The sequence below is a fragment of the Microcystis protocystis FBCC-A270 genome (assembly GCF_050500235.1).
GTDB lineage: Bacteria > Cyanobacteriota > Cyanobacteriia > Cyanobacteriales > Microcystaceae > Microcystis > Microcystis ichthyoblabe_A.
In genome coordinates this window covers 333719-355678 of record NZ_CP191407.1, presented here as the reverse complement: position 1 = coordinate 355678, position 21960 = coordinate 333719, and the positions used below count along the sequence as shown (strand labels likewise).

The 21960-nt window shown below is 44.7% G+C and carries 27 protein-coding genes; 15 read left to right on the top strand and 12 right to left on the bottom strand.

The window, feature by feature from the left end:
- Nucleotides 1-297: 297 nt before the first annotated feature.
- The 3 genes from ACQY1X_RS01770 to ACQY1X_RS01760 all read right to left on the bottom strand — a co-directional run bounded on the left by ACQY1X_RS01770 (nt 298) and on the right by ACQY1X_RS01760 (nt 3763).
- Complete coding sequence (locus ACQY1X_RS01770; RefSeq protein WP_002735114.1) at nt 298-1380, bottom strand: ATP-dependent 6-phosphofructokinase; 1083 nt, start codon at nt 1378-1380, stop codon at nt 298-300.
- Between the two features lie 261 nt (nt 1381-1641).
- Nucleotides 1642-3084, bottom strand: coding sequence for a glutamate--tRNA ligase (gltX, locus tag ACQY1X_RS01765; RefSeq protein ID WP_430013846.1), 1443 nt, complete (start codon nt 3082-3084; stop codon nt 1642-1644).
- Nucleotides 3085-3286: 202 nt separating this feature from the next.
- Entirely contained in the window at nt 3287-3763 is a 477-nt protein-coding gene (locus ACQY1X_RS01760; protein ID WP_430013845.1) for an NAD(P)H-quinone oxidoreductase subunit N, read from the bottom strand.
- Between the two features lie 293 nt (nt 3764-4056).
- On the opposite strand from ACQY1X_RS01760, the gene ACQY1X_RS01755 reads away from it, so the two are divergent.
- Nucleotides 4057-4926, top strand: a complete 870-nt coding sequence (locus tag ACQY1X_RS01755; RefSeq protein WP_016515633.1) for an ABC transporter permease — start codon at nt 4057-4059, stop codon at nt 4924-4926.
- Nucleotides 4927-4975: 49 nt separating this feature from the next.
- Here ACQY1X_RS01755 and phoU read toward each other — a convergent pair whose 3' ends face one another.
- From phoU to ACQY1X_RS01740, 3 genes are all read right to left on the bottom strand, one after another.
- Nucleotides 4976-5644: a phosphate signaling complex protein PhoU gene (gene phoU, locus ACQY1X_RS01750; RefSeq protein ID WP_046662732.1), complete on the bottom strand. Its 669-nt coding sequence runs from the start codon at nt 5642-5644 to the stop codon at nt 4976-4978.
- A gap of 119 nt (nt 5645-5763) precedes the next feature.
- Complete coding sequence (locus ACQY1X_RS01745; RefSeq protein WP_430015304.1) at nt 5764-7065, bottom strand: sensor histidine kinase; 1302 nt, start codon at nt 7063-7065, stop codon at nt 5764-5766.
- Nucleotides 7066-7112: 47 nt separating this feature from the next.
- Entirely contained in the window at nt 7113-7868 is a 756-nt protein-coding gene (locus ACQY1X_RS01740; RefSeq protein ID WP_430013843.1) for a response regulator transcription factor, read from the bottom strand.
- Between the two features lie 69 nt (nt 7869-7937).
- Here ACQY1X_RS01740 and ACQY1X_RS01735 point away from each other — a divergent pair, with 69 nt between their 5' ends.
- Nucleotides 7938-8705 (top strand): creatininase family protein, encoded by a 768-nt coding sequence (locus tag ACQY1X_RS01735; protein ID WP_430013842.1) that lies wholly within the window; start codon nt 7938-7940, stop codon nt 8703-8705.
- Nucleotides 8706-9412: 707 nt separating this feature from the next.
- Nucleotides 9413-10177, top strand: coding sequence for a hypothetical protein (locus tag ACQY1X_RS01730; RefSeq protein ID WP_430013841.1), 765 nt, complete (start codon nt 9413-9415; stop codon nt 10175-10177).
- 29 nt (nt 10178-10206) lie between these two features.
- Here ACQY1X_RS01730 and glcD read toward each other — a convergent pair whose 3' ends face one another.
- Both glcD and ACQY1X_RS01720 read right to left on the bottom strand, forming a co-directional pair.
- Entirely contained in the window at nt 10207-11673 is a 1467-nt protein-coding gene (glcD, locus tag ACQY1X_RS01725) for a glycolate oxidase subunit GlcD (RefSeq protein WP_430013840.1), read from the bottom strand.
- Nucleotides 11674-11820: 147 nt separating this feature from the next.
- The gene (locus ACQY1X_RS01720) at nt 11821-12372 is read right to left on the bottom strand and encodes a 2'-5' RNA ligase family protein (RefSeq protein WP_002776116.1); all 552 of its coding nucleotides are present in this window, start codon (nt 12370-12372) and stop codon (nt 11821-11823) included.
- A 160-nt stretch (nt 12373-12532) separates the two neighbouring features.
- Between ACQY1X_RS01720 and ACQY1X_RS01715 the strand changes: the two genes are divergently transcribed.
- Complete coding sequence (locus ACQY1X_RS01715) at nt 12533-12799, top strand: YciI family protein (RefSeq protein ID WP_002736524.1); 267 nt, start codon at nt 12533-12535, stop codon at nt 12797-12799.
- 104 nt (nt 12800-12903) lie between these two features.
- Here the strand turns inward: ACQY1X_RS01715 and ACQY1X_RS01710 are convergent, their stop codons facing one another.
- Both ACQY1X_RS01710 and ACQY1X_RS01705 read right to left on the bottom strand, forming a co-directional pair.
- The gene (locus ACQY1X_RS01710) at nt 12904-14142 is read right to left on the bottom strand and encodes an RNA-guided endonuclease InsQ/TnpB family protein (RefSeq protein ID WP_046661938.1); all 1239 of its coding nucleotides are present in this window, start codon (nt 14140-14142) and stop codon (nt 12904-12906) included.
- Nucleotides 14114-14707, bottom strand: a complete 594-nt coding sequence (locus ACQY1X_RS01705; protein WP_430013838.1) for an IS607 family transposase — start codon at nt 14705-14707, stop codon at nt 14114-14116. The genes ACQY1X_RS01710 and ACQY1X_RS01705 overlap by 29 nt, the downstream gene beginning before the upstream one ends.
- Before the next feature lie 436 nt (nt 14708-15143).
- Between ACQY1X_RS01705 and infA the strand changes: the two genes are divergently transcribed.
- From infA to rpmE, 10 genes are all read left to right on the top strand, one after another.
- Nucleotides 15144-15374: a translation initiation factor IF-1 gene (gene infA, locus ACQY1X_RS01700; RefSeq protein WP_002737109.1), complete on the top strand. Its 231-nt coding sequence runs from the start codon at nt 15144-15146 to the stop codon at nt 15372-15374.
- Nucleotides 15375-15501: 127 nt separating this feature from the next.
- Entirely contained in the window at nt 15502-15615 is a 114-nt protein-coding gene (rpmJ, locus tag ACQY1X_RS01695) for a 50S ribosomal protein L36 (RefSeq protein WP_012593611.1), read from the top strand.
- Between the two features lie 93 nt (nt 15616-15708).
- Entirely contained in the window at nt 15709-16092 is a 384-nt protein-coding gene (gene rpsM / locus ACQY1X_RS01690) for a 30S ribosomal protein S13 (RefSeq protein WP_002735415.1), read from the top strand.
- Nucleotides 16093-16131: 39 nt separating this feature from the next.
- Nucleotides 16132-16524: a 30S ribosomal protein S11 gene (gene rpsK, locus ACQY1X_RS01685; RefSeq protein ID WP_002735413.1), complete on the top strand. Its 393-nt coding sequence runs from the start codon at nt 16132-16134 to the stop codon at nt 16522-16524.
- A 179-nt stretch (nt 16525-16703) separates the two neighbouring features.
- Entirely contained in the window at nt 16704-17645 is a 942-nt protein-coding gene (locus tag ACQY1X_RS01680; protein ID WP_002737965.1) for a DNA-directed RNA polymerase subunit alpha, read from the top strand.
- A gap of 21 nt (nt 17646-17666) precedes the next feature.
- Nucleotides 17667-18017, top strand: coding sequence for a 50S ribosomal protein L17 (gene rplQ, locus ACQY1X_RS01675; RefSeq protein ID WP_002760055.1), 351 nt, complete (start codon nt 17667-17669; stop codon nt 18015-18017).
- A gap of 2 nt (nt 18018-18019) precedes the next feature.
- On the top strand, nt 18020-18835 hold the full coding sequence (gene truA / locus ACQY1X_RS01670) for a tRNA pseudouridine(38-40) synthase TruA (RefSeq protein ID WP_016514326.1): 816 nt from the start codon (nt 18020-18022) through the stop codon (nt 18833-18835).
- Between the two features lie 40 nt (nt 18836-18875).
- The gene (rplM, locus tag ACQY1X_RS01665; RefSeq protein ID WP_002735375.1) at nt 18876-19331 is read left to right on the top strand and encodes a 50S ribosomal protein L13; all 456 of its coding nucleotides are present in this window, start codon (nt 18876-18878) and stop codon (nt 19329-19331) included.
- Between the two features lie 4 nt (nt 19332-19335).
- Nucleotides 19336-19749 carry a 30S ribosomal protein S9 gene (gene rpsI, locus ACQY1X_RS01660; RefSeq protein ID WP_002737094.1) on the top strand — a complete coding sequence of 138 codons (414 nt, stop codon included), beginning with the start codon at nt 19336-19338 and terminating at the stop codon, nt 19747-19749.
- Nucleotides 19750-19768: 19 nt separating this feature from the next.
- Entirely contained in the window at nt 19769-20002 is a 234-nt protein-coding gene (gene rpmE, locus ACQY1X_RS01655; RefSeq protein WP_002735793.1) for a 50S ribosomal protein L31, read from the top strand.
- A 320-nt stretch (nt 20003-20322) separates the two neighbouring features.
- Here rpmE and ACQY1X_RS01650 read toward each other — a convergent pair whose 3' ends face one another.
- Nucleotides 20323-20505, bottom strand: a complete 183-nt coding sequence (locus ACQY1X_RS01650; protein WP_002746279.1) for a hypothetical protein — start codon at nt 20503-20505, stop codon at nt 20323-20325.
- A 272-nt stretch (nt 20506-20777) separates the two neighbouring features.
- On the opposite strand from ACQY1X_RS01650, the gene ACQY1X_RS01645 reads away from it, so the two are divergent.
- Nucleotides 20778-21599 (top strand): sulfotransferase, encoded by an 822-nt coding sequence (locus ACQY1X_RS01645; protein WP_130758081.1) that lies wholly within the window; start codon nt 20778-20780, stop codon nt 21597-21599.
- Nucleotides 21600-21695: 96 nt separating this feature from the next.
- Here the strand turns inward: ACQY1X_RS01645 and ACQY1X_RS01640 are convergent, their stop codons facing one another.
- Nucleotides 21696-21896: a hypothetical protein gene (locus tag ACQY1X_RS01640; protein ID WP_002735656.1), complete on the bottom strand. Its 201-nt coding sequence runs from the start codon at nt 21894-21896 to the stop codon at nt 21696-21698.
- Nucleotides 21897-21960 lie beyond the last annotated feature (64 nt).

Genomic DNA, 21960 nt, shown 5'->3' with positions numbered 1-21960 from the left:
ATACCATAAATGCCCCTTCATTCAGTCAGTTGAGAGGGTTTTATTTTTTGCCTGTGCTTCTACTTATTAAATTTTATTAATTAATTGCTCAAAAGTAGTTTATTGTGGTAGAAAAAGATTTTTTGGATCGATAGGGTAAAATTTAATAAATATTGTAATTCTATACCATAACGTAAGTTAATTACAGCAGTTATATTAATGGTGAAATAACTTCTTTATTTGAGGGGTAATTTTAATCGGTGGGGAAAGGGCGATACTTAAGGGTTAATTCTCGCACCGATTCCCCTAGATTTAATCTCAATCCCCTAGACAAATACCCAAACCCCTGGCGGTTTTGACTAAAGTTTCTTCGAGATCGACGATGCGATAGGTTTTAATCGCCTCCTCAATGGGAACACTGACCACTTGCCGATTTTGCCAGGCCACCATGCGATCGAATTCCCTCCTGGCGATCAGATCCACGGCCGCCACGCCAAAAGCCGCCCCCAGTAAGCGATCCATCGGAGAAGGAATACCCCCCCGTTGAATGTGGCCCAGGAAAGTCACTCTCGTTTCGGCCCCGGTTTCCCTGGCAACTTCTTCGGCTAAATAGCGACCGATACCCCCGAGACGATCTTCTCCTAGGGCTTCCTTTTGCACTAGGCGATTGCCAGTTTCGGTACGCACAGCCTCGGAGACAATAATCAGAGAAAACTGTTTATCCATACGCTGCCGTTGCCGGATCTTCTCGCAGACCTTCTCTAATCGGTAGGGAATTTCGGGAATGAGAATGATATCGGCCCCCCCCGCAATACCGGCAGCCAGGGCGATATGGCCGGCATCTCTACCCATAACTTCTAGAATCATCACCCGGTTATGACTAGCGGCGGTAAAATGGAGGCGATCGAGGGCTTCTGTGGCGATATTAGTAGCTGTATCGAAGCCGATGGAGACTTCTGTAGCTCCCACATCATTATCGATGGTTTTTGGGATACCAATCAGATTAATGCCTCCCTGTTGGGCAATACGGCGCAAAATCGCCAGACTACCATCGCCACCGATGCCGATCAGGGCATCCAGTCCCAGACTATGATAGCCGTCGATGATGTCCTGAGAGCGATCGATCAGGGTTCCATCCGGCATCGGGAAAGCGAAGGGATCCCCCTTATTGGTAGTACCGAGAATTGTTCCCCCCATCACTAACAGGCGATCGACTCCTTCAATATCAAAGATAGTGGTTTTTGGGGGACGGCTAACTAATCCGTTAGTTGCTTCTCGAATACCCACCACTTCCCAGCCATAATTGCCACTGGCATGGTGGACAACGGCACGAATGGCGGCATTTAAACCCGCACAGTCGCCACCACTGGTGAGAATTCCAATTCGTTTTTTTTCACCCATAGCTTTTTGTCAGGAGATTAACAAATCTATATTTAGGTAAAAGTTGTGGATAATGCCTGAAAATTAAGAAAGTTTCTAGATCGTCCCTGACAGCTAGGGGAAAAAAACGAAAAATTCGCCCCCATCCCCTCAGTAATCGATCACGAGCAGGGTATGCAGGGCGACACGGATTCCCATTATACTAGAAAGTATATAGCAATATTAGGGCATTTGTCAACCCTAATATACGAGAAATTTTCTGATAACTGATAGCCGATCAATTTAACTATTTACTGCTTGCTGAAGACGGGATAGATCCCAACCTTTTTGATTGAGAAGTAGCCAAGACTGCATTAAATCCGGACCGTGTAACTCCCCCATCAAAGCAGCGCGTAGAGACTTCATCACCAGACCTTTTTTAACCCGATGGGCTTTAGTTGTTGTCTCCACAATACCCTTAGCAACTTCTCCAGTCAAAGCGGGAGTAATAGCGGCGAGAATATCCTTGATAATATCCTTAACTCCCTCTAATTGTAATTGACTCAAAGCCTCCTGATTATAATTAGCCAGAGGGTTTAAAAGTAAGCGACTTTCGGCGACAGCATCGCTTAAACGAGTTAAACTCGGACCGATGAGAGTAGCCAAACCGATCAACCAAGCTCGATCGGTTTCAGCATCAAAATTATACCCCGCTTCTTGCCAGTAGGGGAGAAGTAAAGGCACTAATTCCTCACCAGTTAAACGATGAAGATATTGACTATTAATCCAATCCAATTTCGTCCAGTCAAATTTTGCGCCCGCTTTATTTACCCGTTCTAAACTAAACACTTCAGCGGCCGCTTCAAGGGTAAAAATTTCTTCAGTGGAATCGGGAGGAGTCCAACCGAGGAGAGTCATGTAATTAACCAAAGCTTGCGGCAAAAAACCCAGTTTTCGGAAATCATCGATCGAAGTGACTCCATCCCGTTTAGATAACTTGCGACCCTCCTGATTTAAGATCAAAGGACTGTGGGCAAACTCCGGCACTTTTGCCCCTAAAGCTTCGTATAAAAGAATTTGTTTAGCCGTATTAGCGATGTGATCTTCCCCACGAATAACATGGGTAATTTCCATATCGATATCATCAACAACTACCGCTAAATTATAGAGAGGCTGACCGAAGTTTTCTTCCGCATTTTCCGAGGTACGAGCGATCACCATATCGCCACCTAAATCACTACCTTTCCAGATAACTTTTTCCCGGATTAAATCCTGCCAAATAATTTCTCGATCATCATCAATAATAAAACGAATTACTGCTTTTCTTCCCGCTTGCTCGAATTGAGCTTGTTGTTCGGGGGTGAGATAACGATGACGATTATCGTAACGGGGGGCAAGATTGCGGGCTTTTTGTTCTTCCCGCATTTTTTCCAATTCTTCCGGGGTACAATAACAACGATAGGCTAAACCTCGATCGAGCAGGGTTTGAATAGCTTGACGATAATAATTAAGGCGTTGAGTTTGAAAAAAAGGACCTTCATCCCAATTCAGTCCTAACCATTGTAGGCCCGCTTGAATATTTTCGGTATATTCTGGTCGAGAACGTTCTAAATCTGTATCTTCCACGCGCAAGATAAATTTACCCCGGTGATGATGGGCAAAAAGCCAGTTAAACACGGCTGTGCGCGCGGTTCCAATGTGTAAATTTCCCGTGGGACTGGGGGCAATACGAACTCTTACTGTCACGATCTAACTCCTAGGTTTTTTGCGGCAACGATATCCCATATTATGGCAAATTCCCCTAGGCCAACTCGCAAAATTAAGAAAATTAAATGAATAGCTACCAAAGGGTGAGAAAGGAACAACAAACTCTCAAGAATTGAAGTTTCCCTCTCCGGGGAGAGGGTTTGAGGATGAGATATTTCAATAACCGTGTTATTTCGGTAATTTAGGCAGCGACTAAAGATTTGCTCAAAGGTTGCCAACGGAAATATCTTTCCCCACCCAATTCGAGGACAAATTTTAACCGGGGTTCCTGTTGACTAAGACTAATTAAGTATTGTTTTTCTTCCGAGGATAAAACAAAACTTTCAATAATCCAAATCACTAAACCTTTAGATTTGGGGGGTAAATTTTCCAATTGATAGGTAGCAATGGGAGGAATAAAATAAACCGGTCCCACGGCTGCTTCCCGACCAATATTTTTTTTACCTAAATGGGGGGGACGGACTCCATGAATGCCGGTAAGATAGGCACTTAAATCCCCTAGACCTCTAGCGGTGATATGCAGGACATTGTAACCAGTGGCCCGTAAACGTCTTTGATAGCGTCCCTCGTAACCCCCTTCTAAGGGTGCGTAAACGCCTAAAGCACCGTATTGTTCCAGATCGCGAATAAATGGTTTTCCTGTGGTCAGTAATGCCATAGCTAGTAAAAAAAATCTTTTTCCCTATAATCGCACGTTTTGTTAAGTTGTGCGTCAGGTGAACAGAAAAAGACTTAGGATCAAAGATAGAGAGGGACAATCGCTACTCTCTCCCGAGGAGGCAATATGTTTCACGATCTCCTTTATCCCAACGGACTGCTTTATGTCCTGATTAAACTAACTGTTTTAGCTTTAGCAGTCTTGCTCTGGTTTATGGTCGTTTCGGCCCCGGCTGTTTGAAAAAACACTGCTCTTGTACAATTAGCGTTCTATGCAATGGCTAAATTTTGTCGATGACTCCTGTTAAATTGCCGATCGATCCTTTTCTGAAACCCAACCTAACCACTAAACTCCTAGGGGTTGGGTTGGTATTGACAATTATTTTTATCCTGATTGCCCTGTTTTCGCCCCTTCTGCAAGCGTTCGGACTGATTCAGGATCCAACCGACATTTTAAGCAATTATCCCCTACAAGCCCCCAGTTCTGCCCATTGGTTCGGGACGAATGTGCGCGGTTATGATGTCTTTTCCCGCACCCTATTCGGGGCGCGAGCGGCCTTGTCCGTGGTATTTTTGGCCACAGGATTATCTTTAGTCATCGGGGTTCCTTTGGGGTTAATTAGCGGTTATTTGGGAGGTAAAATCGATCGCGTTCTCCTCTTTCTCATGGATACCCTCTACACCTTGCCGGGGTTATTATTATCGGTGGCTCTGGCCTTCGTTTTGGGTCGTGGTATCCTCAATGTAGCGATCGCTGTTAGCATTGCCTATATTCCCCAATATTTTCGCGTGGTCAGAAATCAAACCGCCAGCGTTAAAAATGAGTTATTTATCGAAGCGGCGCGAGCGATCGGAGCTACACCGGGTCGTATATTATCAAAATATCTTTTCTTTAATGTCGTCCAGAGTGTCCCGGTTCTGTTTACCCTCAACGCGGCGGATGCGATCCTTGTTTTAGGCGGTTTAGGCTTTTTAGGCTTAGGATTACCAGAAGAAGTGCCGGAATGGGGTCATGATCTCAAGGAAGCTTTGGCGGATTTATCTACAGGTATCTGGTGGACCACTTTATTCCCCGGATTAGCAATGACCACGATGGTGGTGGGTTTATCTCTCTTGGGAGAGGGGTTAAGTGAAATTTTAAACCCCCTGAGTCGTAAACGCTAAAAGCAAGGGCCAGAGTTCGAGAGAAATCATCTCAGGAGCCTCCACACCCTCAGCCTCTCTGTCCGGTAACGATGTAAGATACCCTTTGGGCGATATTGGTGGCGTGATCGGCCATGCGTTCCAGATGACGGATTAGTAAAGCCATCAGCAAGATTGGTTCCACCACACCCTTGATATCTCTTTGATGGGCGAGAGTGTGATAGAGATAATCATAGGCTCGATCGACCGTATTATCTAGTTCTTTGACCTTGGGACCGGCTTCTTGATCGAGGTCGGCCAGGGCAACCAGGCTCGTGGCTAACATATACTGAGCATGGTGGGACATAGCCTCGATCTCACCCATACAATCGTGGGGAGTGTAGGCGAATAACTTGAGTGCTATTTCGGCTAAATCCTTAGCATAATCGCCGATACGTTCCAAATCGCGCACTAATTGCATAAAAGCACTTAAAAGCCGCAAATCTTGGGCTACGGGAGCCTGTAGAGTCATGAGAGTGGCGCAATCTAACTCGATTTGACGGTAGTAGCGATCGATTTCCTTGTCAAGGGGGGGGATTTTTTTCGCCATTTCTAAATCCCTAGCAAAAAGGGATTGATGACTAAGACGAAAGGATTCTTCGACCAAGGTTCCCATTCTCAGCACATCCTGTTCCAATCGCTGGAGAGAACGAGCGAAATAGGTGCGATCGGGATGATTGGTTTCTTTGGATAGGCTCACGGTCAGATTCGCTTAACATAAAACTACTCTTTCTCTACAGTGATAACAAGAAAATTTTCGATTTTGTACAGTTGTCTAGAGAACTTGACAGATTTTTTTCTCCCCACACCCCACACCCATCACCCCACTGCCTTTTTTTGACGGGGGAGAGTGACTTGTAGGCGAGCGCCACCGGTGTTAGGATCATTTTGAGCGACGATCGAACCGCCATGGGCTTGAATAATCTCTTTGGCAATCGATAAACCTAAACCGGTACTATAATCCTTTGTGCTTTGTTTTTGACGGGTGCGGGAAGGATCACCACGAAAGAGGCGATCAAAAACGTAGGGTAGATCCGCTTCGTTAAATCCCTTCCCGTTGTCGATAACGTCAATTTTCAGCCATTTTTCCCCGATAGTATCGGATATTTCTCGAATTTCTAGGCGAATTTTCCCCTGATCGGGACTATACTTAATGGCATTATCAAAGAGATTCAGGAAAACTTGCAGCAGACGAGAGTGATCGACTTCTACCGTCCAATCCACCGGAGAGGAATAATCTAAGCTAATCTGTTTTTGGGCGGCTATTGGGGTGACAGTCTGCCAAGCAGCGCTGATTAATTCCTCTAGATTAATCATCTGGTATTGTAAAGATCGCCCCGCATCCGCTTGTAATTCACTGATTTCTAGCCAATCGCAGACTAATTGACTCAAACGCTCCACTTCTTTCCCCATTTGTTCTAACCAGCGTCTTTCGGGAGCTTGGAGGCGTTTTTGTAAAGCTTCGGTAAGGAGAGAAATGGAGGTTAAGGGAGTGCGTAACTCGTGAGTTAAGTCAGAGAAAGCTCGCTCGCGATTTTGCGATAATTCCACTAAAGGCTGTCTATTTTCGATAAATACAGCGATTTCACCTTCTGGCAAGGGATAACCGTAACCCTTCAAGGCAATCGATTTAGGAGCAATCACTTGGCGATCGCTAATGGGGTTGACAGGATAATTAGTCGGGTAAAAAGTCCAAGTTTGCACCTGTGGACTCTGTTTTTGGCGAGTTTCTTGAATTAATTGATCTAATTCGTAGGAGCGCACTAATTCCAGCAGCAGACGCACTTGATCTGGCTGCCAGCGATCGAGTTTTAAGAGGGTAATTGCCTGTTGATTACACCAGAGCAGTTGATTATCGGTATCTATATGAAGATAGGCGATCGGCGCTAGTTCTAGCAAGGATTTCTGAATTTCTAAACTCTTTTCTCGCTCTTGCAGACTTTGGGAGAGAAACTGTAATTCTCGACGCACCAGGGAGGTAACGGGAAAAGAGGCCGACAAATCCACCGAATCCGAGAGAGCGCTTAGGGTTCGCTTTAACTCTCTATTTAAGCGTGAGACTTGCCAATAACAAATACTCAAACCTAAAACTACTCCGAAAATAAAAGCGAAAATAGTCATTGTCTGCGCGAGCGGCGATCGCTAAACTTGAAAATATAATCGCTCACCTAGCCAAAACGATAACCGAAACCGCGTACAGTAATCAGGTATTCTGGTTGACTGGGATCGATTTCCAGTTTTTCGCGTAACCAGCGAATGTGAACATCGACGGTTTTGGTATCTCCTAAAAAATCTGGCCCCCAAATTTGTTCAATTAACTGCTCTCTTGACCAAACTCGGCGCGGATAACTCATAAATAGGTCGAGGAGACGGAATTCTTTAGGAGAAAGGTTAATTTCTTCATCTCGCACCGTCACCCGACATTCCTGGGGATAAAGAAGAACATCGCGGAATTTTCGCACGGGAGCGGCAGCTAGGGAAGTAAATCCTTGACGACGAATCAGAGCGCGACAACGAGCGACTAATTCGCGCATACTAAAAGGTTTAGTCAGATAATCATCGGCACCCACTTCTAAACCCAAAACTCGATCGGTTTCGCTGGCCTTAGCACTTAAGATTAAAATCGGGATAATATTGCCGTGATAGCGCAACAGACGGCAGATATCAAGACCACTGATTTGGGGTAGCATTAAATCCAAAACGACCAAATCAAACCGAGATTCACCGTGATTAGTAGATTCTTGACTTTGCAGCAATTCTAAAGCAGCCCGACCATCACTAACACCGAGCGCCTCGTAACCTTCTTCTTCCAAAGCCAAAATAATCATATCCCGAATCACTTCTTCATCTTCAACGATTAAAATCCGATGATTGGGAACGAAATCCGTACTCGCCGACAAGGGGGGGGTGTCAAGGGTTAACATAAAAATACTTGATTATTCGTCCTAATTTTATCTCAATTGGTCAACCTGCACTCGGGGGGGTAGAGCCGAATGTTATTACAGTTATCCACCTGGTTAGAGGTGGAATCCTATCTAGAACAATCTCAGGGAATTATTATTCCTATTGGTTCCACGGAACAACACGGGCCGACGGGACTTATTGGTACAGATGCTCTATGTGCTGAGGCGATCGCTAAAGGAGTGGGGAAACAGGTACGAGCAATGGTAGCACCCACCTTAAATGTGGGTATGGCCCTACATCACACGGCTTTCCCTGGTACAATTAGTCTTCGTCCTAGCACTTTGATTCAAGTCATCCTCGACTATGTGACTTGTTTAGCTAGAGCTGGTTTTCGTCAATTTTTCTTTATTAATGGTCACGGGGGCAATATTGCCACCCTAAAAGCCGCTTTTTCGGAAACCTATTATCATTTGGATACCCTCAATTTGCCTAACACAAACGAGGTTAAATGTCAAGTGGCCAACTGGTTTATGGTGCGAGAAGTTTATCTTTTAGCCAAAGAATTGTATGGAGATCAGGAAGGTTCCCACGCTACACCGAGCGAAGTGGCATTAACTCAGTATCTTTACCCTGAAAGCCGTAAAAATGCCTTTTTATCGGAAAAAGTGGCTTCTGGTCATGGTATTTACGGTGCGGCTAATTTTCGCCAAAATTACCCCGATGGTCGTATGGGTTCCAATCCTGCTTTAGCGACTCCCGAACACGGTCAGAGATTCTATGAATTAGCGGTGAAAGAATTGAGTAATACTTATCTAGAATGGCTCTCTTGTCCTGTGTCTGAGTTGATTAGTAACTAAGCCACCGAGACCCGGAATAATTTAACTGTAACCCTAAGTAAGTAGCTGGTTATAATTAAATTAAAAATGGATTTTAGGTTCGATCCCCCCTTCACCCCTTGATAAGGGGGGTGCCGATAGGCGGGGGGATCCCCCCTGCCCCCCTTGATAAGCTGTCCTTTAGTCACATCTTTCTTAACATTTCAAACCTTTGTAGCACAAGGCTTTCAAGACTCGGTTAACAATTTGTAATATTCCTTGTTGACACCCTTACTGACAAAGAAAAAACTGAAATCAAGTCAGGATAAGGGTTGGAGTGCTTACTGCAAAAATTGTTAAGAAAGATCCCTATAAGGGATAGTTGATAAGGGGGGTGTCTGACAACTTTTAACGCCTACCTACTTAAGTGGTTTCAATTAAATTGAAGATAGATTTTGTCTTTGATCCCCCCTTAATCCCTAGGGCTGTTTCATTCTCGCAATCTAATTCTTTTTTTGCTACCTTTAATCGCTTATGCGGTAAGCAAAGCACGACGTTTTTAGAAATTTTCAGCTATTTATTCGGAGAAATCGACTAAAAACGTTACCAGATAAGGATTTGAGAGAATGACATTTGAGAGAATGAAACGACCCTACCCTTAATCCCCCCTTAATAAGGGGGATATCTGAACAATTTTTAACCCCCACCCACTTAGAAAGAAAAGATAAATATCCAAAAGGAGAAAATTGATGATTGCCACTACTGACAATAACTCCAATCAACCACTGGCTAGTTTGCGGGAAATACAAGAACTTGCCATCGCAATTACCGCCAAAAGCCTCAATCCCGCCATGCTAACGATTGATTTCCTCAAATATTCGGGAATAGTTCCCCCCGACTGGGAATTAAATGGCCAGCCGGTACTCAATCCCAATTACGCTCAAGTTAATTTTCAAAATGGCATCAGCATCGTCGCTCAACCCCGGAAAATTACCTTTGTGGAGATAATTAAATCCCCCGATAGCCTGAACCTGAAACTGCCAGAAATTGTCGGTTTATATCTAGATAAACTCCCTTTAGCCGAATATCAAGCCCTGAATATCGCCCCGAAAAGTATTGTTCCTCTCCCCAGTAGCCCCGATGCCGCTAAAAAATACATCACCGAAACTCTTCTCGCCCCCGGTCCCTGGCACAATTTCGGTACGGCCCCCCTACAAGCCGGCATCAATCTATTTTATCAGTTAGAAACCTCTCAGCTATCCGTGGCGATTAACGAGGCAAAATTGCAATTACCCGATGGCAAAATTTTAGGGGCGCTATTATTTGCCGGCAACTTTAACTATAATCTGTCCGAGGGCCGCGATCGATTCAATCTGCTCAAACAATATCTGGGACAATGGCAAAAAGACCTAGAGATTTTCCGAGAATTAATCATTCAGCGTTTTCTGGAAAGACAAGTCCCAGTTTTCCCCTCTAATATCAATCTGCCCCTAGCACCCCAAGCTGGACTGTAATCAGTCATCAGTCAATACTTACCGATAACCTAAAACACATCCACCCCCGCAAACCCTTGTATTTTCGCATTAGCGGCTTCCCCACAGCTGCGCGGGGTGGGGAATAATTTCCCCGGGTTAGCTAAACCTTTGGGATTAAAACAGTCCCGCACATAGCCCATAGTTTCTAAGTCAATCTCGTTGAACATAGCAGGCATATAACAATTTTTATCGATGCCGATACCGTGTTCCCCCGATAAACTGCCGCCAACCCGCACACAAAGTTTGAGAATTTCACCGCCTAATTCCTCCACTTCTTCCCAGGCCCCCTCTACCTTGTTATTGTAGAGAATCAACGGGTGTAAATTGCCATCCCCGGCGTGGAAAACATTGGCGATTTTATAACCGTATTTTTCACTTAAAGCCTTAATTTCCTGAAGAACAGACACCAATTGAGTGCGCGGAATCACCCCATCTTGGACAAAATAATTAGGGCTAATTTTCCCCGCCGCCGCAAAAGCCGCTTTTCTGCCCTTCCAGAGTTTAAAGCGGGTTTCGGCATCATTAGCCGTGGTGATATTTCTCGCCCCATTTTGACGGCAAATCTCGGCAACCCGATGTTTATTACTGACGACTTCTACTCCTAAACCATCCAATTCCACTAATAAAACTGACTCGGCATCCCGGGGATAACAGCCGGTAGCCACCACGTCTTCCACGGCGTTGATACTGAGATTATCCATAATCTCCATCCCCGCCGGAATCATTCCCGATTTAATAATATCCGCCACCGCTTGGCCCGCCGCCTCGATACTGGTAAAATCAGCCAGTAAAACACAGATAGACTCCGGAGTTTTCAGGATTCTTAAGGTGATTTCCGTGGCGATGCCTAAAGTTCCCTCGGAACCCACAAATAAACCGGTTAAATCGTAGCCCGGTTGTTCCGGTACCGCACCCCCCACATCGATAATTGAACCGTCGGGAAGGACGATTTTTAAGCCCATAACGTGATTGGTGGTGACACCGTATTTTAAACAGTGAACCCCGCCGGAATTTTCCGCCACATTACCGCCGATCGAGCAGATAATTTGACTAGAGGGATCCGGTGCGTAATAAAATCCCGCCCCGCTTACCGCTTGCGTCACCCAATTATTAATCACCCCGGGCTGTACCACCACCCTTTGATTATCTAAATCAACCCTGAGAATCTGATTCATCCGCGCCGTGACGATGAGAATCCCCTCTTCTAAGGGTAACGCCCCTCCCGATAAGCCCGTTCCTGCACCCCTTGCTACCCAGGCAATCTCGTTATCGTGACAGAGTTTCACCACCGCCGCAATTTCTGCGGTACTGCGAGGCAACACCACAAGAGCGGGTCTTTGTCTGTATCCTGTGATACCATCGCACTCGTAGGTTAATAATTCATCTTTGCGACGGATGACTCCATCTTTGCCAAGGATCGCTTCTAGCTGTTTGATCAGATTGGGGGAGATTTTCGGGGGATTTTTGAGTAACATAGGTTTCAGGGCGGCGGAGTCGCAGTAAAATGGCTCTATAGGTTAAAATATCGCAAAAAAGCCAGAAATTAAGCTTTAAAAACTGCTCTCTCCTATTTTACCACTAGAACCCCTTCCTCTGTAGATAGAAACCTGCAAGGGTCTGGATTATAGAGAAAATTCCCGATAAATTTCCCAGCGCTTACCGTTATGAATTAGGAGGGTAATTTGATCGATCATCACCTCAAAAAATAGCTCTTGATTAGCATATTTTGACCAAGCTTTCCAGAAATTATCTTTAGTTAAATCTCGGAAGCCAACGGTTAAATGGGGCGAAAAAGCTCGGCTTTTTGAGGCATTATCAATGATATTCAGGGAAGATTCTAGCTGCTGTAAAAGCCGTTTTTGCAGGGTTAATAATTCTGGGGTTTTCTGGACATTAATATAAATGACTCGCGGTTTAAAGGCGGCAAAATTCTGGAGAATCAGGGGAATAGGAGCGTGCAAGCGGGCAAATTCCTCTAAACATCTTTCTAAATCCGGTAATTGTTCTAAATTCCACCGGAAAGGGGGTTGGAGAGTGACGTGGGGAGGCGATTTCAGGGCAGCGCGACTATTGTAAATTTCTGCAAACTCTAACTTGATTTTTGTGGCAATTTCCTGTACTTCTGGCGGCGGCAAAAGTGCGATAAAAAATAGAGATCCCTGGGGTTGATTCATGGAAGCAAGCAAAGCTACAGAAATAAAGCTGTCACCTCGATTCTAGCAGTCTTCCACAACTCTAGCTAATTGTATATCTCTGTTATATTGCACCCTCGACGGCCAAGATTAATCGGTATAATTATATGATTGTTAATCAGTCCTAGCCTCCTGAGAATTTATGCCCTGGTTTGTCAAGATAGAAAAAGGCATTGTTGATAAAACTACCTTCGATCGCTATGTCAGCGCCCATAAGGACTATGTGCGTGATTTAATTAGCCAAGGACGAGCAGCAAAAACTGGTTATTGGGCAGAAAGGGGCGGCGGAATGTTATTATTTAAGGCCGATTCTCTTGAGGAAGCCCAAGCAATTATAGTTCGCGATCCTTTAATCGAGAATGGTTGTGTGGAATACGAACTCCATGAATGGCGAATTGTCGTAGAGTAATCTAGCTTTTCAGGGAACAGTAATCAGTAATCAGTAATCAGTAATCAGTGAAAAGACGGCAATGTTAAGCTGTTGATTATCTAAATATTACTCCCTAATAGTTACTAATTCTGTACGCAAATATTGCATCTAGAATTAGCTTTGTACGCTTTGACCCGTACTGGGTTAACTACGAACCTCTCTATCGGATTCCCGCTAAAGGCGGCCTCTCCGACTACCTTTCTTCCAATATTTAAGGAACCATTAATATCTGCTCCATAGAAATAACCCGACGAGCTTCTGAATAGTCCTCTTTTAATTCTCTTGCCTAAATAGCTTTTTTGCTTTTGAATAGACTCTAAGTCCAAGAAACTACATTTAGAGGTATAGCTTTCATTAGTTGTTTTGACCTCTATTCCTACTAAATTTGCTTTATAGGTAAGTTGTTCGATAAACCTTGAATGAGGAATATTTACGAAGGACTGGTTATTTCTATCTCCAATATTAATGTTTTGTTTCCAGCCTTGATTATGACCAATAACTAAAAGGTTAATTTGATGAGCTAGTAATTTATCAATAATATATTTACTAGCGGTGTGGAGGTAATAATCCACCTGGCAATTACGCTTTAAAGTTAAACCTTGTATTCTTTTACTGGTCTTCTGGAGACTGGGTAATTCCGATTTGAGTTTAGCTAGTGTCTTGTTGTACTTTTGATTGCAGGATTTTAAGGCTTTTCCACATACTAAAGTTGGCTGAAATTCGGGAATATTAGAGGTAACAGCAGCTAGGTTATTTAAGCCTAAATCGATAAAAGCATATCTTTCTCCCTCTTGACTTGATGAGGATGGTTGTTCATAGACAATCTCTAAACAATAAGCACCCAATTTAGGAATAATCCTGACCTCTAAAACTTCCTTTAAATTAGTTTTAAATTCTAAATTAGTCCCTGATAGCTTGATTAAACCTTGCTTCAACGCTTTTTTAGAAATGGCTTGATAGTTATAAGTTAAAACGTTTCTACCTTTTTCCTTGTCTTTGTATCTTGGCAACTTAGGCTCTCCTGTAAATTTATCTGGCGATTTTTTGTATTGTTCTTTCGCTTTTTGGTAGGATTTAAAGGTTTTTTCTACTTGCTTTAATACTAACTGACTTACTTTGGCCGGTAAGGCTTGATAATCTGGACTCATTTTTAAGGCATGATGTAACTCAGTCATTGTTAAAAATGGTTGATGTGAAAAGAAAACTTGACGGTTTAAATAAACAGCACAATTATACAGATTCTTCGATAAAAATCCTAATTTATCAATTACTGAATAATTTTTGTGATTAAATTTAATTAGATGTTTTTGAACTAATTTCATCATTCTCCTCAAGGCATTTAATTAAACACTCTGTCTTTCTATTTCGTCGTCTTAATGAGTATAATCGAGCGCAAAATGAGGTAATTATGCTCAGGAAGTCTTGCATTAAATCGTCTTTTCTTTCTTCTGCTAGATTAACGACCTCTAGATCTCTATTTGTTTGAGTTAAAAGAACTTTCAGATAATTAAACCCTACTCTGCTTAAACGATCTTTATGTTCTACGACAATCAAATTATAATCAGTTTGTTCTAGAAGTTTTAATAATAGCTTTCGATGAGCATTGACTCCACTTCCTACTTCTTTAACTACTCGAACAATTTGATAGCCTTTCGCAATACAATAAGCTTCCAATCTTTTTGCCTGAGTCTCTAAGTTAGATTTATTTTCTGAACTAGAAACTCGCCCATAAATAGCTACTTTATTTTCACCGCAAGAACGGTCATCTTCAAAAATAATAATTGTTCCTGTAGGAAGACGTTCTCCTTGTAACTGCCCTCGATTCCACATTCTCCAAGCAGTATCATAACTGATCCCTTTTTTCTTAGCATAATCTGATAGTTTCATGTGAACTGCAACGTAAACTTGTACTAACCATATTAGCAGTTGTTTGCAGTCATTTGCATATATTTTTTACAAAACTTTACAATACTGCCTAGTAGTGGGGAGATGGGGGTGGAGACTGGAGTCAGGAGATGGGAGAGGGAAGATGGGGCGCTTTTTTGCTGTGAACTGAAAACTCACATCTGATCACTGATAAGCTATACTGGGGGAACTGTGGTGACAGCACGGTTGCTGCTGCCGAATCGGCTCTCCTACTAGGTTCTGTGTGATAAGTTTAACTTACTATATGATCGATCAATCTTTGTGTCCTTTGTGTCTTTGTGGTTCGTTCCACCCCCCCGCTGGGAGGAATGTATCTTAGAATACATTTTAACCACCAAACCCAAGAGAGCTCCGAATCATTAAATAAATTGTCCCCAGTGAAATTGAGGAATTAACTTTGTCTAAACAAGATCTCATCGAAATGGAAGGAACCGTCACCGAATCTTTGCCCAACGCCATGTTTAGGGTGGATTTAGATAACGGTTTCAACGTCTTAGCTCACATATCCGGCAAAATCCGCCGTAATTATATCAAAATCCTCCCTGGCGATCGAGTAAAAGTGGAACTCACACCCTACGACCTAACCAAAGGCAGAATTACCTATCGCCTGAAAAATCAAAAAAAATAGCGATAAATAGGGGCAGAGAAGCCAAAAAGCCTAATAAGCAGCCAAATTTATTTAAAAAAAATAGGTGACACGAGTAAAAGAAATCTGATATAATAATAAGCTTGCAGTGTTGCCAAAATAGTTAGGCATGAAAGTTAGAGCGTCTGTCAAAAAAATGTGCGAAAAGTGCCGCGTCATCCGTCGGCGCGGTCGAGTCATGGTAATTTGTTCTAACCCCAAACACAAGCAGAGACAAGGTTAATCAACCAAAGTCACTGTCTTGGGGCAGAGAATCGTTACCGTTAATTGTAGTCGTTTTTGGAAAAAAAATCGTTCATAGGGAGAAAAAAAAAGCGTGGCAAGGATAGCTGGTGTAGACCTACCTCGCGATAAGCGTGTGGAAATCGCCCTGACCTACCTCTACGGAGTGGGTCTATCGCGTTCCCAAGAAGTCTTATCCGCGACGGGTGTTAACCCTGACACTCGGGTCAAGGATCTCAGCGATGAAGACGTGGCGGCGCTACGGACTTATATCGAGACAAATTATCAAATCGAGGGGGATTTGAGACGCTGGGAGGCGATGAACATCAAACGCCTCGCCGATATCGGCACCTATCGAGGTCGTCGGCATCGGCTAGGATTACCCGTGCGCGGGCAACGGACGCGAACCAATGCGCGGACCCGTCGCGGTCGTCGGGTGACAGTGGCAGGGAAGAAAAAAGCCCCCTCCAAGAAATAATTTTTTATTCATTGCGATATCCCCCAATCAAGAAAAACTATGGCGCGACCAACCAAAAAAACCGGACCGAAAAAACAGAAAAAAAATATTCCTACCGGAGTCGCTCACATTCAATCGACCTTCAACAATACCATTGTCACGATCGCCGATACCAAAGGCGATGTGATCTCTTGGGCATCGGCGGGATCGAGTGGTTTTAAAGGAGCCAAAAAAGGAACCCCCTTCGCCGCCCAAACCGCCGCCGATAACGCCGCCCGCCGAGCGATCGAACAGGGAATGCGTCAACTAGAAGTGATGGTTAGTGGCCCCGGGGCAGGACGGGAAACCGCAATCCGGGCCCTGCAAGGAGCAGGATTAGAAATCACCCTGATCCGGGACGTGACTCCCATCCCCCACAATGGTTGTCGTCCTCCCAAACGCCGGAGAGTGTAAACAGTGAACAGCTTTTTCAGGTGACAGGGATCTTGAGGCCGACAGCCGTTAGCTTTGAGCGCATCAGCAGCAGAATCGGGTCGTCAAAGACCATCTGAGCAAAAAGCTAAAGGCTGAAAGCCAAAGAAAACTGATAACTGATAACTGATAACTGATAACTGAACAAGGGAGGTCAATCGGTGGCGCAATTTCAAATCGAGTGTGTAGAAGCAAAAACTTACAAGAATCAGAGTCAGTACAGTAAATTTGTACTAGAGCCTCTGGAAAGAGGCCAGGGTACAACCGTAGGTAATGCCCTGAGACGGATTCTCATTTCCAATCTGGAAGGGGCGGCCGTGACGGCCCTGCGGATCGCGGGAGTCAATCACGAATTTGCCACCGTCGAGGGGGTACGCGAGGACGTGATGGAACTCATGCTCAACATGAAAGAAATCATTCTGAAAAGCTACACCAATCAAACCCAGATCGGGCGTTTAGTGGCAACTGGGCCGGCGACAGTAGTGGCGGCACAATTCGATTTACCCTCAGAAATCGAGATAGTTGATCGCAATCAGTACGTCGCCACCCTAGCCGAAGGGGCCAAGCTAGAGATGGAATTTCGCGTGGAAAAAGGCAAAGGCTACCGGGCAATTGATCGCAGTAAAGAAGAAGCCACTTCGCTCGACTTTCTGCAAATCGACTCTATCTTTATGCCCGTAACCAAAGTCAACTACAGCGTCGAAGATATCCGTTCCGAAAGCGGTCAAGCTAGAGATCGTCTGCTCTTAGAAATTTGGACAAACGGGAGCATTAACCCCAAAGAAGCCCTTTCCCAAGCGGCCGATATGCTGGTTAATCTCTTTAACCCGCTCAAGGATCTCAACGCCCTCGAATCCTCCGGTAACTTTGACGACCAAGAGATCAACCAAGAAAACCAAATTCCGATCGAGGAACTACAATTATCCGTGCGCGCCTACAATTGCCTGAAGCGAGCGCAGATCAACACCGTAGCCGACCTCCTCGATTACAGCCAAGAAGATCTCTTAGAAATCAAAAACTTTGGGCAGAAATCGGCTGAAGAAGTCATTGAAGCCCTACAAAAACGGTTAGGCATCACCCTACCCCAAGAAAAAAGCAAGTAAACCCAATTCCAGGAAAATACCATGAGACATCGGTGTAAAGTGCCTCAATTGGGTCTGCCGGCTGACCAAAGAAAGGCACTGCTGCGCAGCTTAGCCACCCAGCTAATTCTACATGGTCAGATCACCACCACCCTAGCGAAAGCGAAAGCGGTGCGAGCAGAGGTAGACCACATTATCACCCTAGCTAAAGACGGTTCCCTGAGCGCCCGTCGCCAAGCCATGGGCTACATCTACGACAAACAACTGGTTCACGCCCTCTTTGAAGGCGCACAAGCCCGTTATGGCAACCGTAACGGCGGTTATACCCGGGTCGTGCGTACCCTGCGCCGTCGCGGGGATAATGCCCCCATGGCGATTATCGAACTGATGTAACGATGACAGCTTGCCCCCAGTCGCGGATCGCCCTAGTTATCCAGTATGTGGGAACTAATTTCCACGGCTGGCAACGGCAACCCCATCACAGGAGCGTGCAGGAGGAAATCGAGAAGGCTCTGGCCGATATTCTCGGTCATGCTGTCACTCTGCACGGGGCCGGACGTACCGATAGCGGTGTTCACGCCGCCGCCCAAGTTGCCCATTTCCAGCAGCAAAGTCCGATCCCAGCTGCCCATTGGGCCAAGGTTCTCAATGCTCGGCTAGATGACGATATCGTCATTCGGGCCTCGGCCCAGGTTCCCGATCGCTGGCACGCCCGTTTCTCGGCCCTCTGGCGACGTTATCGTTACACCCTCTATACCGACCCCATCCCCAATCTCTTTGTTAGCCCCTTTAGTTGGCACTACTACCATCGTCCCCTCGATGCCGATTTGATGGCCAGGGCCCTGGCCCCCCTATTGGGTAAGCACCATCTGGCCGCCTTTCACCGTGCCAACTCTAGCCGTGACCATTCTTGGGTAGAAGTACAGGGGGTGGAATGCTATCGTCAAGGGCCGTTTATACAGATGGAAATTCAAGCCAATGGCTTTTTGTACGGGATGGTGCGGCTATTGGTGGGAATGTTGGTAGAGGTGGGAACTGGTGAGCGATCGCTAGAAAACTTTACCGACATCTGGGTCAATCAGCGCCGAGAATTGGTCAAATACGCCGCACCAGCTAAAGGACTATGTTTACTGCGGGTGGGTTACGCCGATTTTCCCTTTGCCGATAGCGTCTGGTGCGAGACTCAGCCTCTTTATTATTTCCGAGCATAGAGATTCAAAGTTTATTTTTGTAAAGCAAGGCAAACTGACCATGAACAAAACACCGCTACCAAATTTAGAGACTCTAGAGCAGAAATGGTACGTCATTGATGCGGCCGATCAGCGTCTAGGTCGTCTGGCCACCGAAATCGCGATGATTCTACGGGGCAAAAATAAGGCCACCTTCACCCCCCATCTGGATACGGGGGATTTTGTCATTGTTATTAACGCCGAAAAAGTGACGGTAACGGGCAAAAAACGCCAACAGAAAGTTTATCGCCGCGACTCCGGCAGACCGGGTGGTATGAAGGTAGAAAGCTTCGATAAACTGCAAAAACGCATTCCCGAACGGATTATCGAACACGCTGTTAAGGGAATGCTCCCGAAAAATAGCTTAGGTCGGAAATTGTTCACGAAACTGAAAGTTTATGCCGGTGCGGAACATCCCCATCAGGCACAACAACCGGAAGTTTTAGCGATTAATACGATTCCCGCAGGAGGAAATTAAGTCAATGCAAGCCACGGACAGTAAAAATAAGGTAGTTTATTGGGGAACGGGACGACGCAAATCGGCGGTCGCTTCCGTGCGTCTCGTGCCGGGGACGGGGGCAATTACCGTTAACGGTCGCGATGGGGAAACCCACTTTAACCGCATTCCCACCTATATCCAGACGATTAAGGCTCCTCTGGAGACTTTGGGACTGGAAAACGAGTATGATATCATCGTTAAGGCCGAGGGCGGTGGTTTGACCGGCCAAGCGGACGCGGTGAAATTGGGTGTCGCTAGAGCTTTATGTCAATTGGCCCCGGAAAATCGTCCTCCCCTCAAGAGTGAAGGTTATCTGACTCGGGATCCCCGGGCGAAGGAACGGAAAAAATACGGTCTTCACAAAGCGCGTAAAGCGCCTCAATACTCGAAACGTTAGGTTAATAGAGAGGTTTATTATGCCGAAAAAAATTCATCCTACTTGGTATCCGGAAGCTAAGGTGATCTGTAATGGTGAAGTGGTGATGACGGTGGGTTCGACCAAACCAGAAATTCATGTGGAGGTTTGGTCTGGTAATCATCCTTTTTATACGGGAACCCAGAAGATGATTGATACGGAGGGCCGGGTCGATCGCTTCTTGCGTAAGTACAAAATGGGTGATAAGTCAAGCAAAAAGGCTGATCAGAAATAATTCTTTACTTTTGCCTTTTTGACCCGGTGGGGAGATTTTCCCGCCGGGTTTTTTGCTATCTTGAGGCTAGTAGAGTCATTATCGATCTTCTGGAACTTTCGGAAATCCCTGACCGAATCCAGATTCTGAAACCCTTGCTTGACAAATGATCGCTAACTTTTTTTCTAATAAAAACTCAAATTTCCGGTTTCTGTTAGTTAGCGATAGCTTGAAGGTTTACCCCATAAGAGAGCTAGAGTTTAGAGACTGTAAGACTTTTGCCAGAGTCCCTCCAAGAGCGATATCTCTCAGATTGCCAGATTTCGTCTCCCCCCGAACGGTTACAAAGAAGTTGACTTTAAATTAGGAATAAAGGGTGGTGGTGTAACTGAGGGAACGGGAAAAGCAGCGATCACTTTTATATCGCCGTTGCCATCAACTCTGAGCAAGGAATTTCCCCCCGCATCGGTGGCATAAATAACACCATTTTGCACAACGACGGAGTAGGGATTATTATTCAGCAATTCTCATTTTAAGGTTTCATGACATTAAAACCCTTGCACCTAGAGGGGTTAATAATTCTTAACGAATCTCTAGATCGCTGAAACAACGCAAAATCGTTTCAAAATGAGAATTGCTGGTTGATCATAAACCAGACATTGGTTCGCGCTGTAAAAAACCAGAGCTAACAACTTGGCAATCCCATTTTGTATAAACCTCACTTTTATTTGGGTCTTAAATGGGATACATTATAGGGGAATCTTAGCGACAAATTGACGCAATTCCTGATTAACCTATGACTATAGCCCTCGATCGCTTACCCCAATCTTGGCAGGGTTTAGCCCATCGTTTAACTTATAAGTATTTTCAGGCACGCATTGATATACCCAAAGACCCTTATAAAATTCTCTTTCGTCCCCAACCCTATCAGGTTTTATTTATTCTTAGCCATATGCGATCGGGTTCGTCTTTATTGACCCATATCCTCAATTCTAATCCTGAAATTATCGGTTTTGGCGAAACTCATCTGGTTTATGAGAGTGAACAGGATTTTAAAACTTTAATGTTTAGACTCCACTGGCGTTTGAAAGATTTAAACATGAATCATAAATATATTTTAGATAAAGTTCTTCACGATGAGAAGTTTTTAGATCATAGTTTTTTGCAATCTGATGCGGTTAAGACCATATTTTTACTACGAGAACCGAAGCGCACTTTAGCTAGTATTCTAGATATTAAACCCCATCACAATGAGCAGCAAGCCCTGGGTTATTATACTGGTCGTTTAGCCACCTTAGAAAGTTATGCCCGATTAATTAACAGTCAAGAAAAGAGTTTACTTATCACCCACGATCAACTATTAAACCAAAGTCAATTGGTCTTTAATAGTTTACAGAGTCATCTCGATACTAAAACGGGATTTTCTGAAGAATATCGAGTTTTAAACACTACTGGCATTCGTGGGCTAGGCGATTCTTCCGAGAATATCAGAGCGGGTAAAATTATTAAACAAGCCAGAAAATTAGATATAGAAATTTCCGACGATGTTTTAACCCAAGCCCAAAAAGCCTACGATCAATGCTACAAAACCCTTAGCCATTATTGTCATTGTATCTAAGCTGAATTGGGGATGAGCAATAGCCTTGATTCTCTCCTCGGAGTCCCAAGCAAACCCCCCTAATTCAACTCTAGGTTGATCCTTTAGTAGGTTCGATTAGCCTTCAATATTAGCAATTGTAAAGCCCATCTGACACTCGTAGAGATTGGGCTGTTGGCTGCCCCCTTTGCCTAGGGAATGACCACAGCCTAGTTTACCCTCTCGCCACCGGGGTTGCCCCTGCTGGTTGGCTAAAAGACAGCCCTGACACACAGAACCCGTATCGAGAATGTGTTCGTCGGTTAAAATCACTAACATGACGTTCACCCCCATTGATCTCCGATTATTCTTGTCTCCATTGTAGGATGTTTTTTCTGAGATG

What these genes read in the sequence shown, in the direction of transcription:
- ACQY1X_RS01770 (WP_002735114.1), bottom strand. Translation starts at nt 1,380, where the DNA reads ATGGGTGAAAAAAAACGAATTGGAATTCTCACCAGTGGTGGCGACTGT.
- ACQY1X_RS01760 (WP_430013845.1), bottom strand. Translation starts at nt 3,763, where the DNA reads ATGGCATTACTGACCACAGGAAAACCATTTATTCGCGATCTGGAACAA.
- ACQY1X_RS01755 (WP_016515633.1), top strand. Translation starts at nt 4,057, where the DNA reads ATGACTCCTGTTAAATTGCCGATCGATCCTTTTCTGAAACCCAACCTA.
- ACQY1X_RS01745 (WP_430015304.1), bottom strand. Translation starts at nt 7,065, where the DNA reads ATGACTATTTTCGCTTTTATTTTCGGAGTAGTTTTAGGTTTGAGTATT.
- ACQY1X_RS01740 (WP_430013843.1), bottom strand. Translation starts at nt 7,868, where the DNA reads ATGTTAACCCTTGACACCCCCCCCTTGTCGGCGAGTACGGATTTCGTT.
- ACQY1X_RS01735 (WP_430013842.1), top strand. Translation starts at nt 7,938, where the DNA reads ATGTTATTACAGTTATCCACCTGGTTAGAGGTGGAATCCTATCTAGAA.
- ACQY1X_RS01730 (WP_430013841.1), top strand. Translation starts at nt 9,413, where the DNA reads ATGATTGCCACTACTGACAATAACTCCAATCAACCACTGGCTAGTTTG.
- glcD (WP_430013840.1), bottom strand. Translation starts at nt 11,673, where the DNA reads ATGTTACTCAAAAATCCCCCGAAAATCTCCCCCAATCTGATCAAACAG.
- ACQY1X_RS01720 (WP_002776116.1), bottom strand. Translation starts at nt 12,372, where the DNA reads ATGAATCAACCCCAGGGATCTCTATTTTTTATCGCACTTTTGCCGCCG.
- ACQY1X_RS01715 (WP_002736524.1), top strand. Translation starts at nt 12,533, where the DNA reads ATGCCCTGGTTTGTCAAGATAGAAAAAGGCATTGTTGATAAAACTACC.
- ACQY1X_RS01710 (WP_046661938.1), bottom strand. Translation starts at nt 14,142, where the DNA reads ATGAAATTAGTTCAAAAACATCTAATTAAATTTAATCACAAAAATTAT.
- ACQY1X_RS01705 (WP_430013838.1), bottom strand. Translation starts at nt 14,707, where the DNA reads ATGAAACTATCAGATTATGCTAAGAAAAAAGGGATCAGTTATGATACT.
- rpmJ (WP_012593611.1), top strand. Translation starts at nt 15,502, where the DNA reads ATGAAAGTTAGAGCGTCTGTCAAAAAAATGTGCGAAAAGTGCCGCGTC.
- rpsK (WP_002735413.1), top strand. Translation starts at nt 16,132, where the DNA reads ATGGCGCGACCAACCAAAAAAACCGGACCGAAAAAACAGAAAAAAAAT.
- rplQ (WP_002760055.1), top strand. Translation starts at nt 17,667, where the DNA reads ATGAGACATCGGTGTAAAGTGCCTCAATTGGGTCTGCCGGCTGACCAA.
- truA (WP_016514326.1), top strand. Translation starts at nt 18,020, where the DNA reads ATGACAGCTTGCCCCCAGTCGCGGATCGCCCTAGTTATCCAGTATGTG.
- rplM (WP_002735375.1), top strand. Translation starts at nt 18,876, where the DNA reads ATGAACAAAACACCGCTACCAAATTTAGAGACTCTAGAGCAGAAATGG.
- rpsI (WP_002737094.1), top strand. Translation starts at nt 19,336, where the DNA reads ATGCAAGCCACGGACAGTAAAAATAAGGTAGTTTATTGGGGAACGGGA.
- rpmE (WP_002735793.1), top strand. Translation starts at nt 19,769, where the DNA reads ATGCCGAAAAAAATTCATCCTACTTGGTATCCGGAAGCTAAGGTGATC.
- ACQY1X_RS01645 (WP_130758081.1), top strand. Translation starts at nt 20,778, where the DNA reads ATGACTATAGCCCTCGATCGCTTACCCCAATCTTGGCAGGGTTTAGCC.
- ACQY1X_RS01640 (WP_002735656.1), bottom strand. Translation starts at nt 21,896, where the DNA reads ATGTTAGTGATTTTAACCGACGAACACATTCTCGATACGGGTTCTGTG.